The sequence below is a fragment of the Streptomyces sp. CA-181903 genome (assembly GCF_050937075.1).
Taxonomy (GTDB): Bacteria; Actinomycetota; Actinomycetes; order Streptomycetales; family Streptomycetaceae; genus Streptomyces.
The window spans coordinates 3,788,232-3,801,184 of the sequence record NZ_JBNJLY010000001.1; the positions used below are offsets into that span (position 1 = coordinate 3,788,232).

Sequence of the window (12,953 nt, forward strand, 5' to 3'; positions counted from 1 at the left end):
GAGCCGCGGCATCCGATGGTGGGCGGGACCGGCCGCGCCCGCTCAGCCGGTCTTCGAACGAGCCGGGTCCGCTTCGGTCGTCTCAGCCTTCGCGTCGACGTAGGGGGCTCGGTCCGCTGCCCTCCGGTTCGACTGGGCGGGAATCTCACGCCGGTTGACCCGGACGAGCGTGTTCCAGCCCCGCGCCGCCGTCCGCCCCACCACGCCGCCCGCGCGCATCAGGAAGGCGGTCGGCAGGAACACGGCGTCCGCGAAGACCATCACCAGGGAGAAGAAGGGCAGCCCCAGCAGGACCGCGATCCCCAGGTGTTCCGCGATCATCACCACCACCAAGGCGTTCTTCACCCGGCGGTTGATCAGCGTGAGGGGGAAGGCCGCCTGGACCGCCACCGTCCCGTAGCTGAGCAGCAGCACGACGACGCCGCTGGCGGCCAGGGCGTGCGACAGGCCCGGCCAAGGGGAGAAGTAGTCGAGGTGCAGCGGGTAGTAGAGCGCGGTGCCGTCCTGCCAGAGCGAGCCCTGCACCTTGTACCAGCCGGCCGCCCCGTAGATCAGGCAGACCTCGGCGAGTATCACCAGCAGGGCGGCGTTGTGCGTCAGGTTCCCGAACGCGGCCATCACGGCGCGCGGTTCGGTGCCGCCGTACCGCCGCACGGCCCACCAGAGCCCATGCCCGCACCACAGGGACCACAGCACCGCGGCCCAGCCGATGCCCGGCACCGGCCCGTGCGCCGCCCAGGCGAGCCGGGTGCCGGCGTCCGTCGTCGCCAGGGCCAGGGCGAGGCCGCAGAGCGTCCACAGCACGACCCCGGTGACGTCCCGGTCCTCGCCGGGAGCCGTGCCCGCGTCCGCCCGGCGCGCCCGGCGCCGGGCGCGCCGGGCGTCGAGTGACCACACCTGGCCGCAGCGGGTGAACACCGTGTAGATCGCCATCAGGTGCAGGACGTTGTCCCCGCCATCGCCGACGAACACGCTGCGGTTCTGCAGTGACAGCAGGCCGATCATGTAGAGGACGGACATGGTCCTGGTCCGCCAGCCGAGCATCAGCAGCAGGGCCGAGGCCATCGCCATGAGGTAGACGAGCTCGAACCACCAGCCGCTGTCGGACCACATGAGCACCGTGAAGGCGCCGTTGTCGTCCGTCAGCCGCCGGGCGAGGTCCCAGCTCCAGGCGGCGTCCGGGCCGTACAGCTCATGGCGGTTGACCCACTCGCGGGCCAGGAAGAACAGCCAGGTGAAGGAGAACCCGATCCGGATCAGGGCGGTCTGGTACGGGCCGAGGGAGCGGCCCGTGACCCGGGCGTAGGCGTCCGAGCAGGCGGTGCGTACGGAAGAGAGGCTCACCGGGACCGCACCACCTTCAGGTCCTCGGCGCTGACCTGCCACCAGGCCAGCTCACGTCGGACGGGGTCCCCGGTCTGGCCCTTGTTCCACGGCGGCGGCGCGACGTTCGAGGTCACCGAGCGGAGCTGGACGCGTTCCAGGTCACCCGCGTGGCGGTCGGGACCGATCCGGGAGACGGCGATCCGGCGCAGGTACTCCTCGGCGAGCGGGCTCCGCTTCCCCAGCGGCCTGCCCTGTTCGTCGTGCCACGAGAGGTAGAAGTCCCAGGCACGGCGGAGCTGGTTCTGCCGTGCGTGGCTCGGGAGGGGGTTGTGGTGGATGGCGGCACCGTCCTGGGCGGAGAGGTCGGTCCACGGGGTGACCGTGACCTTGCCGTCCGGGGCGCGCACCTGGGCACGGACCTGGACGTGGATGTTCTGCTGAAGCGGGTTGGGCGCGAAGAACTTCCAGTTCTGCTCGAACTCGGGCAGGACGTAGTCCGCGATGGTCGAGGCGTGCTGCTTGCTGACCGTGTTCGACGGCGCCACATGCAGGAACATCATGCCCAGATGGACCGCCGTCACCAGGGCGACGGCCAGGGCACCGAGCGCGATGACGCAGCGGGCGGGCCGGGACAGCCCGGCGGGGGCGGCCGGAGCCGCCCGTTCACCGGCGCCGTCCTTCCGCTCGCGTCCGTCGTCCGTGTCCATGTACGCCCCGTTTTCCGCTCGTCCGATCGCGCGCGGACGCCTTCCGCGCACCCGAACGGTACCGACCCGACCGCGGCCGACACAGCGGCCATAAGACCTTGGTCCCGTCGTCCGGCCCGCCGCCGGACCTCCTGGCCCCTTCCCTCCGCAGGGCCGTGGGGCCGGGCGCCCGCCCCGCAGGGGTTTCCGCTCGGTCCCCGAGACACTTCGGCACGGTTGTCCACAGCCGGTCACAGCGAGTCACAGCCGGTTATCCACAGGCTTGACACGGCTCCGGGGCCACCTCACCATTGAACCGAACGATCGGTCGGTAGCTCACCGTGGACTCTCCCCGGGCACCGCCGGACGCCCGTTCACGCGCTCACATCGGACGAGGGGGCAGAGGGGCATCGACATGACCACGACGGCACCGGAAACGGTGGACACGGCGGCTCTGGAGGCGGTGTTCGACGCCGCGGTGGCGGCGGACGAGCGCATCGAGCCGCGGGACTGGATGCCCGACGCCTACCGCGCCACCCTCATCCGGCAGATAGCCCAGCACGCCCACTCCGAGATCATCGGCATGCAGCCCGAGGCCAACTGGATCACCCGGGCTCCGTCGCTGCGGCGCAAGGCCATCCTCATGGCCAAGGTCCAGGACGAGGCCGGCCACGGCCTCTACCTCTACAGCGCCGCCGAGACCCTGGGCGTCGGCCGGGACGAGATGCTGGACAAGCTGCACTCCGGACGCCAGCGCTACTCCTCGATCTTCAACTACCCCACGCTGACCTGGGCCGACGTCGGCGCCATCGGCTGGCTGGTGGACGGCGCGGCCATCACCAACCAGGTCCCCCTCTGCCGCTGCTCCTACGGCCCGTACGCGCGCGCCATGGTCCGCGTCTGCAAGGAGGAGTCGTTCCACCAGCGCCAGGGGTACGAGCTGCTGCTCGCCCTCAGCCGCGGCACCGAGGCGCAGCACGCCATGGCCCAGGACGCGGTGAACCGCTGGTGGTGGCCGTCGCTGATGATGTTCGGCCCGCCGGACGGCGAATCACCGCACTCCGCCCAGTCCATGACCTGGAAGATCAAACGCCACTCCAATGACGAGCTGCGCCGGCGCTTCGTCGACATCTGCGTCCCGCAGGCCGAGTCCCTCGGCCTCACCCTCCCCGACCCCGAGCTCCGGTGGAACGAGGAGACCGGGCACTACGACTTCGGCCCGATCGACTGGGACGAGTTCAACGAGGTCCTGCGCGGCAACGGCCCCTGCAACGAGCAGCGGCTCGCCCGCCGCCGCGAGGCCCACGAGGAGGGCGCCTGGGTACGGGAGGCCGCCGCCGCGTACGCCGCCAAGCACGCCCCCGGGCCCCGCCCCGGCGGCACCCCGCACAGCACCCCCGAGCGCGGGACCGCCGCGTCCGGCCCCACCGAGCACCCGGAGGCGATGGCATGACCGGCACCGACTGGCCGCTGTGGGAGGTGTTCGTCCGCAGCAGGCGCGGCCTCTCGCACACCCACGCCGGCAGCCTGCACGCCCCGGACGCGCGGATGGCCCTGCGCAACGCCCGTGACCTGTACACCCGGCGCTCCGAAGGCGTCTCGATCTGGGTCGTGCCCTCCGACACCATCACCGCCTCCTCACCGGACGAGAAGGACCCCTTCTTCGAGCCGGCCGGCGACAAGGCGTACCGCCACCCGACGTTCTACGAGATCCCCGAGGGGGTGCGGCACCTGTGATCCCCGCGACCACCCGGGCGTCCACCGGCTCCGTGCCCATCGCGGCCGCCCTGGCACTCGGAGACGACGCCCTGGTCCTCGCGCACCGGCTGGGGGAGTGGGCGGGTCGCGCCCCCGTCCTGGAGGAGGAGGTCGCGCTCGCCAACATCGCCCTCGACCTGCTCGGCCAGGCCCGCACCCTGCTCTCGCTCGTCGGCGACGAGGACGAACTGGCCTACCTCCGCGAGGAGCGCGCCTTCCGCAACGTCCAGCTCGTCGAGCGGCCCAACGGGGACTTCGCCCACACCATCGCCCGGCAGCTCTACTTCTCCGCCTACCAGCACCTGCTCTACGCCCGGCTCGCCGAAGGTGAAGGGCCGTTCGCCCCGCTGGCGGCCAAGGCCGTCAAGGAGGTCGCCTACCACCTCGACCACGCCGAGCACTGGACCCTGCGGCTCGGCGACGGGACGGCCGAGAGCCACGAGCGGATGCGCCGCGCCGTGGACGCCCTGTGGCGGTACACGGGCGAGCTGTTCGAGCCCGTGGAGGGCCTCGACGGCGTCGATCCGGCCGCCCTCCGCGAGGCGTGGACGGAACGCGTCGGCGAGATCCTGCGGCGGGCCACCCTGGAGCTGCCCACCGGCCCGGCGTCGGGCGCCTGGACCGCGGGCGCCGGGCGCCAGGGCATCCACACCGAGCCCTTCGGCCGCATGCTCGCCGAGATGCAGCACCTGCACCGCAGCCACCCGGGGGCGTCATGGTGACCGGATCCGCGCCCCCGCCCCGGGCCGCCGGTGGCCTGACGCCCCTGGAGGAGCGGCTGCGCGCGCTGGCCGGCGCCGTCCCCGACCCCGAGCTGCCCGTCATCTCCCTGGAGGAGCTCGGCGTCCTGCGCGACCTGCGCGTCACCGCCCCCGGCCGGGTGGAGGTGGACCTCACCCCCACCTACACCGGCTGCCCCGCCGTCGAGGCCATGTCCGCCGACATAGAGCGCGTCCTGCACGCCGAAGGGGTCGCCGACGTCGAGGTCCGCACCGTGCTCTCGCCGCCCTGGACCACCGACGCGATCAGCGCCGAGGGCCGGCGCAAGCTCGCCGAGCACGGCGTGGCCCCGCCCCGGCCCTCGGGCCCGGGCGGCCCCGTCCCGGTACAGCTCGCCATCCGCTGCCCGCACTGCGGCTCCACGGACACCACGCTGCTCAGCCGCTTCTCCTCCACCGCCTGCAAGGCCCTGCGCCGCTGCGAGGCGTGTCGCGAACCGTTCGACCATTTCAAGGAGTTGCACTGATGGCAGCGGCCCGCCACGGCACCTTCCACCGGCTCCGGGTGGCATCCGTCGAACCGCTCACCGACGACGCGGTCGCCGTGACCTTCACCGTCCCCACGGAGCTCCGGGACGCCTTCCGCCACGCCCCCGGGCAGCACCTGACCGTTCGCCACACCGCCCAGGGCGCCGAGATACGCCGTACCTACTCCGTCTGCGGACAGGCCCCCGGCCCAGAGGGACCCGGCACCCTGCGGGTGGGCGTGCGACTGGTCGACGGCGGCGCGTTCTCCACCCACGCCTTCAAGGAACTGCGGGCGGGGGACGAGCTGGAGGTGATGACCCCGGCCGGGCGGTTCGTCCTGGAGCCGCGCCCCGGGCACTTCGCCGCCATCGTCGGGGGCAGCGGGATCACCCCCGTCCTGTCCATCGCGACGACCCTGCTCGCCCGCGAGCCCGAGGCCCGCTTCACGCTCCTGCGCAGCGACCGCACCACGGCCTCCACGATGTTCCTGGAGGAGGTCGCCGACCTCAAGGACCGCTACCCCGGCCGGCTCCAGGTCGTCCAGACCCTCTCCCGGGAGGAGCAGCAGGCAGGCCCCGCCTCCGGCCGGCTCGACGAGCGGCGGCTGACCGGCCTGCTGCCCGCGCTGCTCCCCGTCGACTCCGTGGACGGCTGGTTCCTCTGCGGCCCGCACGGGCTGGTCCTGTCCGCCGAGCGTGCCCTGCACGGCCTGGGAGTCCCCCGGGACCGCGTCCACCAGGAGATCTTCCACGTCGAGGACGGCCCGACCGCTCCGGCCCCGCCCCGGTCCGCCGCCGCGCCCACCCGCGGCACGGTGACGGCCACGCTGGACGGCCGCGGCGGGCGCTGGCCCGTCCGCGAGGGCGAATCCCTGCTGGAGGCGGTCCTGCGCAACCGCCCCGACGCGCCCTACGCCTGCAAGGGCGGCGTCTGCGGCACCTGCCGGGCGTTCCTGGTCTCCGGCGAAGTGCGGATGGACCGCAACTTCGCCCTGGAGGACGACGAACTGGCGGCGGGGTACGTCCTGGCCTGCCAGTCGCGGCCGGCCACGGAGGAGGTGGAGCTGGACTTCGACCGCTGACCCGGCGAACGGCGCGCGGCGCACGCCGGGACGTCTCCGCCCGAGTCGAATCCGCCCGAATCGGATCCGCCCGGCTCAGATCACCGCACCCGGACCCCCGCCGGACGCGACGACCGGACGGCCCTCGGCCGCCCACGCCTGCATGCCGCCGTCGACGTTCACCGCGTCCATGCCCTGCTGCACCAAGTAGGCGGTGACCTGGGCCGAGCGGCCACCCGAGCGGCAGATCACGTTGATCCGGCCGGCGGCGGGCGCCTTCTCCGTGAGCTCGCCGAAGCGCGCGGTGAACTCGCTCATCGGGATGTGCAGGGCGGCTTCGACGTGCCCGGCCTCCCACTCGTCGGCCTCGCGCACGTCCAGCAGGAAGTCGTCCGCCGCGAGCGCGCCGACCTCGACCGTGGGGATTCCGGAACCAAACATCATGCGCCCGACGCTACCCGACCGCCCGACGCCGCTCGACCGCCCAGCACCACCCGACGGCCAACCACTCGTCACTACCGACCGTTCGCCGCCCCCCGACCACCGGACCCAGCCCCACCCGACCACCCGACCACTCATCGCAACCAGCCGTTCGCCGCCCGGCTGCACGACCACCCGAGCCACCCGACCACCCGGGCCATCCGCCCGACCACCGCCACCCGACCGCCCAGCACCACCCGGACCATCCGCCCGACCCGCCGCTACCCGACCAGCGAGGCCAGCCGGGTCTCGCGCTCGGCGATCTGCGCCAGCAGCCCGCCCGCGATCTCGTCGAGCAGCCCGTCGGGGTCCTCCGGCGCCATCTTGATCATGGCGCCGATCGCCGAGGACTCCAGCTCGGCGGCCAGCTCGGCCAGCAGTTCCTTGCGCCGCGCCAGCCACTCCAGCCGCGCGTAGAGCTCCTCGGCGCGGTCCGGGCGCCGCTGCCCGGGGACGGGCCCGGCGGCCCACTCCTCGGCCAGCTCGCGCAACCGCTCCCCGTCCCCCGCCGCGTACGCCTCGTTGACCCGGACGACGAACTCCTCGCGCCGCCGCCGTTCCCCCTCCTCCGTGGCCAGGTCGGGGTGGGCCCGGCGGACGAGGTCGCGGTACGCCTTGCGGGCCGCGTCGCTGGGCCGGACGCGCTCCGGCGGCCGGACCCGCTGCCCGGTGAGCATGGCGGTCGCCTCGGGCGACAGCCCGTCGGAGTCCATCCAGCCGCCCAGCAGCTCCTCGACGTCCGGCATCGGCTGCACCAGCGCCCGCGCCTCGCGCGCACGCCGCAGGTCGTCCGGGTCGCCGGAGCGGGCGGCGACGGCCTCGGCGATGCGCGCCTCCAGCTCGTCCAGCCGCCCGTACAGCGGGCCGAGCCGCTGGTGGTGGAGCCGGGAGAAGTTCTCCACCTCCACCCGGAACGTCTCCACCGCGATCTCGAACTCGATCAGCGCCTGCTCGGCGGCCCGCACGGCCCGCTCCAGCCGCTCGGTGCCCGGTTCGGCCGGCACGTCGGTCTCGGGATTCATCACCCGCCCAGCCTACGAGCTCCGGGCCCCCTCCCGCCTCAGACGCCGACGGCTTCCTCCATCTCCTCCTCGGACTCGGGTCCGGCCGCGGCCACCGCGGCCGCCCGCGCCCCGCGCCGGCGCTCCACCGCCCAGGCGGCCCCCAGCACCACGAGCCCCACGACCAGCCAGGCCAGCAGGGTGGCCACATGGCCGCCCAGCCCGGAGTGGCCGAAGTAGACGAGGCTGCGCGTGCCCTCCACGAAGCCCGCGCCGTTCCAGAAGCCGTGCAGCCCGGCGAAGAATCCGTTCTGCAGCTCGGGCCGGAAGACGCCTCCGGCGCTGGTGAAGTTCAGCATCACGAACAGCACCATCACCCCGAGCGTGGTCCACCGCTTGAGGAAGGTGTGCAGCCCGGTACCGACGAAGAGCACGCCCGCCGAGTACAGCCAGGACAGACCCCACAGCCCCCACAGCCCGTGGTCCACCAGGTTGAAGACGGGCCCCGCCAGCACCACGCCGATCAGGCTGACCACGAGCGATGTAGCGGCGGCCAGCACCGCCCGTATCCGCAGCGCCAGCGCCCCACCGGCCCCGCCGATCACCGCGACGGAGGCGTAGGAGCCGATGCTGAGCGCGACCAGCAGGAAGAAGATGCCCTGCCCGGTCGGGTCGCCCTCGGAGGGCGGAACCACGTCCGTCACCTTCAACGGGGCGTGCTGCCGGGCGGCGACGGGCGTGAACACCTTCTGCACCGCCGACGCCGTGGTGTCCGAGCCGGCCGAGGCGATCAGCAGCTCCGGCGCCCGCCGGTCGGGGACGTAGGCACCGAAGACGTCCTGGTCCTTCAGCTCCCGCACGGCCGCCGCGCGGTCGGGGACGGTGTGGACGGACAGCTTGTCGCCGGCCTTCTCCCCGAGCGCGCCGGCCAGCCGCTCCGCGCTCGGGCCGGAGCCGACGACCGCCACCGGCAGTTCGTGCGGCGACGGGTCGGCGAAGGCGCCGAGGTAGGCGAGCCCCATGCCGACGCACATCAGCAGCGGCGTGAGCAGGTGGGTCAGTACATGCCGGAGCGCGGCGCGCGTCGCGGGCCTCATGGGCACCCCTCTCCAGGAGATCAAGGTAGTTGGCTTATACAACTTTCACTTTCAGTTGTACTATACAACCAAACGGGCGGGAAGGGACTTCCGTGGCACATCGAGCCGATCACCTCGACACCATCCAGCGGGAACTGACCGCCTTCGCGCGCCGCGCCCGCGCCGCCGCGGCCCGGCTGCACCCCGAGCTGTCGCTGGTCTCGTACACCCTGCTCGCCCACCTCCAGGACCAGCGGGGCTGCCGGGCCACCGACCTCGCCGCGCACTACCTGCTCGACAAGTCCACGGTCAGCCGGCAGGTGGCGGGCCTGGAGCGGCTGGGCCTCGTCGAGCGCCGCGCCGACCCCGACGACCAGCGGGTACAGGTCCTGCACCTCACCGACCGCGGCACCGAGGTCCTGGACCAGGTCGCGGCCAGCCGCCGCACCGCGTTCGAACACCGCCTCGCCGACTGGGACGAGGCCGACCTCGCCCGCTTCGCCGGCTACCTGCTGCGCTACAACGCCTCCGGGACCGAAGGGGATTGATCAACCCGCCCGACGGGCGGCCCCGCTGAGAGATACGGCACAGGAACGCCCCGGCACCCCGGCGAACACCGGACGGCCACCGAGCAAACAGAAAAACGGGCAAACAGAAGAACGGGCCCCGTCGTTTTCACGACGAGGCCCGTTCTCACGGTGCGCGAGGGGGGAGTTGAACCCCCACGCCCTTTCGGGCACTGGAACCTGAATCCAGCGCGTCTGCCTATTCCGCCACCCGCGCATTGGGTGTGTCTTCCGGCTTCCGCTCTCTCACCGGACTTTCGTCCGGTTCGCGGCGCGTCCGCCTTCCGACATGCAGAACATTAGCACGCTCCGGAGGGTGCCTTCACACCCGTTGTCCACCGCCCGCCCCCCGGCCGCCCCCGGTCCGTCCCCGGGGTACCGGCGGGGACCCCGCCGGTTGCGGGACACTGGCCTTCGGGCGCCTCTACGATCCCCCGTGGAGGATCCCGGCAGGAGCCGCCGACGGACCCCGGAGGATTCCGGAGGCCCCCGGAGGGTCCCGCAGGACCGCACGGAACGTGGAGGGAAACGCGGCACGGACGCGGGGGCGACACTCGTCACTCCTGGCGCCGAAGGGGAACCAGCCGTTTTCCCGGCGCGTGGATACGATCAGTAAGCAGTATCAGGAACGGCACCGGGCATCACAGGCGTCACCGAGGGAAGGAGGTGCCCCGTGGGAGTACTGAAGCGCTTCGAGCAGCGACTCGAAGGTCTCGTGAACGGCACCTTTGCCAAGGTGTTCAAGTCCGAGGTCCAGCCCGTGGAGATCGCGGGCGCACTCCAGCGGGAGTGCGACAACAACGCCACCATCTGGAACCGTGACCGCACGGTCGTTCCCAACGACTTCATCGTGGAGCTGAGCGGCCCGGATTACGAGCGGCTGAGCCCCTACTCCGGCCAGTTGGGCGACGAGCTGGCCGGCATGGTCCGCGACTACGCGAAGCAGCAGCGGTACACCTTCATGGGGACCATCCAGGTCCACCTGGAGAAGGCGGACGACCTCGACACCGGTCTGTACCGCGTCCGCAGCCGCACGCTCGCGGCCAGCGAGTCCCAGGACCATGGCCAGGACTACGGCCAAGGCCACGGGCAGAGCCCGCAGGCGTCCCACGGGCACCAGGCACCCCACGCCCCGTACGGCGGCGGCGCCGCCCGCGGCGGCGGCCCCTCCCCCGTCACCCAGGGCGGCGGCTACCCGCCGCAGCCCTCCGGCGCCCCGCCCATGCCGGCGTCCCCGCCGCCCGGCGCGGCCCGTCCCCAGCCCGCGCGGGTGGGCCGGGAGCCGGCGCGGCGGAGCGGACGCGGCGCTGGATCGAGATCAACGGTGCCCGGCACCAGATCTCCCGTTCGACGCTGGTGCTGGGCCGCAGCACCGAGGCGGACGTCCGCATCGACGACCCCGGCGTCTCCCGCAGGCACTGCGAGATCCGGGTCGGCACCCCCGCGACCATCCAGGACCTGGGGTCCACCAACGGCATCGTCGTGGACGGGCAGCACACCACGCGCGCTACGCTCCGCGACGGCTCACGGATCGTCGTGGGCAGCACCACCATCGTTTATCGGCAAGCCGAAGGGTGAAGCGGGGGCAATGTCAGAGCTGACCCTCACGGTCATGCGGTTGGGTTTCCTCGCCGTACTGTGGCTGTTCGTCATCGTGGCCGTGCAGGTCATTCGCAGTGATCTGTTCGGCACGCGGGTGACCGCGCGCGGCTCGCGCCGCGGCGGCGACGGACGTCCTGCGCAGCGGGCGGCCCAGCAGGCCACCCCGCCGCCGCAGCGCCAGCAGTCCGGCGGGCGCCGGGCCGCGGGCCGCGCCGAGAGCCGCGGCCGCCGCGGCGCGCCCACCAAGCTGGTGATCTCGGAGGGCACGCTCACCGGCACCACGGTCGCCCTGCAGGGGCAGACCATCACCCTCGGCCGCGCCCACGACTCGACGATCGTGCTGGATGACGACTACGCCTCCAGCCGGCATGCCAGGATCTATCCCGACCGCGACGGCCGCTGGATCGTCGAGGACCTCGGGTCGACCAACGGCACGTATCTCGACCGGACCCGGTTGACCACCCCGACCCCGATCCCGCTCGGCGCGCCGATCCGCATCGGCAAGACCGTCATCGAGCTGCGGAAGTAGTAGGACCATGACGACCGGAGGGTGGGCAGCGAGGTGGGCAAGGGGCTGTACCCGGAGCCGACGGGCGAGGTGCGCATGAGTCTGACACTGCGTTTCGCCGCCGGATCGCACAAGGGCATGATCCGGGAAGGCAACGAGGACTCCGGTTACGCCGGCCCCCGCCTGCTCGCCATCGCCGACGGCATGGGCGGCCAGGCCGCGGGCGAGGTGGCCAGCTCCGAGGTGATCTCCACCCTGGTGACGCTGGACGACGACGTCCCGGGTTCGGACCTGCTCACCTCGCTCGGCACCGCCGTCCACCGCGCCAACGAGCAGTTGCGCGTGATGGTCGAGGAGGATCCGCAGCTGGAGGGCATGGGCACCACGCTCACCGCCCTGCTGTGGACGGGCCAGCGGCTCGGCCTCGTGCACGTCGGCGACTCCCGCGCGTACCTGCTGCGCGACGGCGTCCTCACCCAGATCACCCAGGACCACACCTGGGTGCAGCGGCTGGTGGACGAGGGCCGGATCACCGAGGAGGAGGCCACCACCCATCCGCAGCGCTCGCTGCTGATGCGCGCGCTGGGCAGTGGCGACCACGTCGAGCCGGACCTGTCCATCCGCGAGGTGCGGGCCGGCGACCGCTATCTGATCTGCTCCGACGGCCTCTCCGGCGTGGTCAGCCACGAGACGATCGAGGAGCGGCTGGCGAGCTACCAGGGCCCGCAGGAGACGGTCCAGGAGCTGATCGAGCTGGCCCTGCGCGGTGGCGGCCCGGACAACGTGACGGTCATCGTCGCGGACGTCCTGGACGTCGACGGCGGGGACACCCTCGTCGCGCAGCAGCACAGCGACACCCCGGTGGTCGTCGGCGCGGTCGCCGAGAACCAGTTCCCGACGGGCGACCACGGCGCCATGCAGACCCCGGCCGGCCGGGCGTCCGAGCTGGGCCGCACCCCGCCGCCGGACCCGGCGGGCGGCGGCTTCGGCCCGCCCGGCAGCGGTCCGGACGGCGACGCGGCCCCGGCCGGCGAGTTCGGCGCCTTCCACGACGACTACGACGAGGGCGGCGTGGAGGCCGGCAAGCCCCGGCGGCGCGGGGGCTGGGTCAAGCGCTCCCTGATCATCGCGGTGGTGCTCGGCGTCGTCGGCGGCGGCCTGTACGGCGGCTACCAGTGGACGCAGACGCAGTACTACCTGGCGGCCAAGGACAACACCCATGTCGCCCTCTACCAGGGCATCAACCAGGACCTCGCCTGGATCAGCCTCAGCAAGCTGTACCAGGACCACCCCGAGATCGAACTCAAGTACCTCCCCGTCGACCAGCGCGGCCGGGTGGAGGACACGATCGCGGTGAGCAGCCGTTCGCAGGCGGAGCAGAAGGTCAAGGACCTCGGCACGCTGGCGAGCGCCTGCAGGAAGAAGGACGAGCAGCAGAAGGCCGAGCGCCGGCAGCGCGAGAGCCAGAAGCCCGAGACGGCCAAGCCCGACGCCGGGAAGCCGACGGGCAAGCCCACGACCGCGCCGGCCGGCGCGGGTTCGGGCCTCACCCTCCAGGCCGCACCGACCCCGGCGCCCGGTCCCACCCTCAGCGAGGAAGAACAGAAAGTGGCAGCGCAGTGCAACGGCTCCCAGCAGTAAGG

At 72.8% G+C, this 12,953-nt stretch carries 13 protein-coding genes, 1 tRNA gene and 1 pseudogene; 9 read left to right on the forward strand and 6 right to left on the reverse strand.

All coding sequences use genetic code 11. From position 1 onward, the window contains the following. Positions 1-42 precede the first annotated feature (42 nt). Together ACQEVS_RS16915 and ACQEVS_RS16920 are read right to left on the reverse strand one after the other, a co-directional pair. Positions 43-1,344, reverse strand: coding sequence for an HTTM domain-containing protein (locus tag ACQEVS_RS16915; RefSeq protein WP_433021280.1), 1,302 nt, complete (start codon positions 1,342-1,344; stop codon positions 43-45). Next, positions 1,341-2,033 carry a DUF5819 family protein gene (locus ACQEVS_RS16920; protein ID WP_433021282.1) on the reverse strand — a complete coding sequence of 231 codons (693 nt, stop codon included), beginning with the start codon at positions 2,031-2,033 and terminating at the stop codon, positions 1,341-1,343. The genes ACQEVS_RS16915 and ACQEVS_RS16920 overlap by 4 nt, the downstream gene beginning before the upstream one ends. 394 nt (positions 2,034-2,427) lie before the next feature. On the opposite strand from ACQEVS_RS16920, the gene paaA reads away from it, so the two are divergent. From paaA to ACQEVS_RS16945, 5 genes are read left to right on the forward strand one after another with little or no spacing between them, the layout of a single operon-like run. Continuing rightward, positions 2,428-3,465, forward strand: coding sequence for a 1,2-phenylacetyl-CoA epoxidase subunit PaaA (paaA, locus tag ACQEVS_RS16925; protein ID WP_433021284.1), 1,038 nt, complete (start codon positions 2,428-2,430; stop codon positions 3,463-3,465). Continuing rightward, positions 3,462-3,749: a 1,2-phenylacetyl-CoA epoxidase subunit PaaB gene (gene paaB, locus ACQEVS_RS16930; RefSeq protein WP_433021286.1), complete on the forward strand. Its 288-nt coding sequence runs from the start codon at positions 3,462-3,464 to the stop codon at positions 3,747-3,749. The genes paaA and paaB overlap by 4 nt, the downstream gene beginning before the upstream one ends. 38 nt (positions 3,750-3,787) lie before the next feature. Next, positions 3,788-4,492 carry a 1,2-phenylacetyl-CoA epoxidase subunit PaaC gene (gene paaC, locus ACQEVS_RS16935; RefSeq protein WP_433027626.1) on the forward strand — a complete coding sequence of 235 codons (705 nt, stop codon included), beginning with the start codon at positions 3,788-3,790 and terminating at the stop codon, positions 4,490-4,492. Beyond that, positions 4,486-5,016, forward strand: coding sequence for a 1,2-phenylacetyl-CoA epoxidase subunit PaaD (paaD, locus tag ACQEVS_RS16940; protein ID WP_433021288.1), 531 nt, complete (start codon positions 4,486-4,488; stop codon positions 5,014-5,016). Before paaC ends, paaD begins: the two co-directional genes overlap by 7 nt. After that, the gene (locus ACQEVS_RS16945; protein ID WP_433021290.1) at positions 5,016-6,098 is read left to right on the forward strand and encodes a 2Fe-2S iron-sulfur cluster-binding protein; all 1,083 of its coding nucleotides are present in this window, start codon (positions 5,016-5,018) and stop codon (positions 6,096-6,098) included. Before paaD ends, ACQEVS_RS16945 begins: the two co-directional genes overlap by 1 nt. A 75-nt stretch (positions 6,099-6,173) precedes the next feature. On the opposite strand, the gene ACQEVS_RS16950 is transcribed toward ACQEVS_RS16945, so the two are convergent. From ACQEVS_RS16950 to ACQEVS_RS16960, 3 genes are all read right to left on the reverse strand, one after another. Further along, positions 6,174-6,503 carry a rhodanese-like domain-containing protein gene (locus tag ACQEVS_RS16950; RefSeq protein ID WP_433027629.1) on the reverse strand — a complete coding sequence of 110 codons (330 nt, stop codon included), beginning with the start codon at positions 6,501-6,503 and terminating at the stop codon, positions 6,174-6,176. A 275-nt stretch (positions 6,504-6,778) separates the two neighbouring features. Then, positions 6,779-7,579 carry a hypothetical protein gene (locus tag ACQEVS_RS16955; protein WP_433027632.1) on the reverse strand — a complete coding sequence of 267 codons (801 nt, stop codon included), beginning with the start codon at positions 7,577-7,579 and terminating at the stop codon, positions 6,779-6,781. A 38-nt stretch (positions 7,580-7,617) separates the two neighbouring features. After that, positions 7,618-8,655, reverse strand: coding sequence for a hypothetical protein (locus ACQEVS_RS16960; RefSeq protein ID WP_433021292.1), 1,038 nt, complete (start codon positions 8,653-8,655; stop codon positions 7,618-7,620). A 92-nt stretch (positions 8,656-8,747) separates the two neighbouring features. Between ACQEVS_RS16960 and ACQEVS_RS16965 the strand changes: the two genes are divergently transcribed. Then, positions 8,748-9,182 carry a MarR family winged helix-turn-helix transcriptional regulator gene (locus tag ACQEVS_RS16965; RefSeq protein WP_433021294.1) on the forward strand — a complete coding sequence of 145 codons (435 nt, stop codon included), beginning with the start codon at positions 8,748-8,750 and terminating at the stop codon, positions 9,180-9,182. A 151-nt stretch (positions 9,183-9,333) separates the two neighbouring features. Here ACQEVS_RS16965 and ACQEVS_RS16970 read toward each other — a convergent pair. Continuing rightward, positions 9,334-9,417: transfer RNA gene (locus ACQEVS_RS16970), tRNA-Leu, on the reverse strand. Positions 9,418-9,873: 456 nt separating this feature from the next. On the opposite strand from ACQEVS_RS16970, the pseudogene ACQEVS_RS16975 reads away from it, so the two are divergent. From ACQEVS_RS16975 to ACQEVS_RS16985, 3 genes and pseudogenes are all read left to right on the forward strand, one after another. Beyond that, positions 9,874-10,778 (forward strand): annotated as a pseudogene (locus ACQEVS_RS16975) (FhaA domain-containing protein). 10 nt (positions 10,779-10,788) lie between these two features. Beyond that, the gene (locus tag ACQEVS_RS16980) at positions 10,789-11,331 is read left to right on the forward strand and encodes an FHA domain-containing protein FhaB/FipA (RefSeq protein WP_433021296.1); all 543 of its coding nucleotides are present in this window, start codon (positions 10,789-10,791) and stop codon (positions 11,329-11,331) included. A 75-nt stretch (positions 11,332-11,406) separates the two neighbouring features. Then, a complete protein-coding gene (locus ACQEVS_RS16985; protein ID WP_433027635.1) occupies positions 11,407-12,951 on the forward strand; it encodes a Stp1/IreP family PP2C-type Ser/Thr phosphatase in 1,545 nt (514 codons plus the stop codon). The last annotated feature ends 2 nt before the right edge of the window (positions 12,952-12,953 follow it).

What these genes read in the sequence shown, in the direction of transcription:
- ACQEVS_RS16920 (WP_433021282.1), bottom strand. Translation starts at nt 2,033, where the DNA reads ATGGACACGGACGACGGACGCGAGCGGAAGGACGGCGCCGGTGAACGG.
- paaA (WP_433021284.1), top strand. Translation starts at nt 2,428, where the DNA reads ATGACCACGACGGCACCGGAAACGGTGGACACGGCGGCTCTGGAGGCG.
- paaB (WP_433021286.1), top strand. Translation starts at nt 3,462, where the DNA reads ATGACCGGCACCGACTGGCCGCTGTGGGAGGTGTTCGTCCGCAGCAGG.
- paaD (WP_433021288.1), top strand. Translation starts at nt 4,486, where the DNA reads ATGGTGACCGGATCCGCGCCCCCGCCCCGGGCCGCCGGTGGCCTGACG.
- ACQEVS_RS16945 (WP_433021290.1), top strand. Translation starts at nt 5,016, where the DNA reads ATGGCAGCGGCCCGCCACGGCACCTTCCACCGGCTCCGGGTGGCATCC.
- ACQEVS_RS16955 (WP_433027632.1), bottom strand. Translation starts at nt 7,579, where the DNA reads ATGAATCCCGAGACCGACGTGCCGGCCGAACCGGGCACCGAGCGGCTG.
- ACQEVS_RS16960 (WP_433021292.1), bottom strand. Translation starts at nt 8,655, where the DNA reads ATGAGGCCCGCGACGCGCGCCGCGCTCCGGCATGTACTGACCCACCTG.
- ACQEVS_RS16980 (WP_433021296.1), top strand. Translation starts at nt 10,789, where the DNA reads ATGTCAGAGCTGACCCTCACGGTCATGCGGTTGGGTTTCCTCGCCGTA.
- ACQEVS_RS16985 (WP_433027635.1), top strand. Translation starts at nt 11,407, where the DNA reads ATGAGTCTGACACTGCGTTTCGCCGCCGGATCGCACAAGGGCATGATC.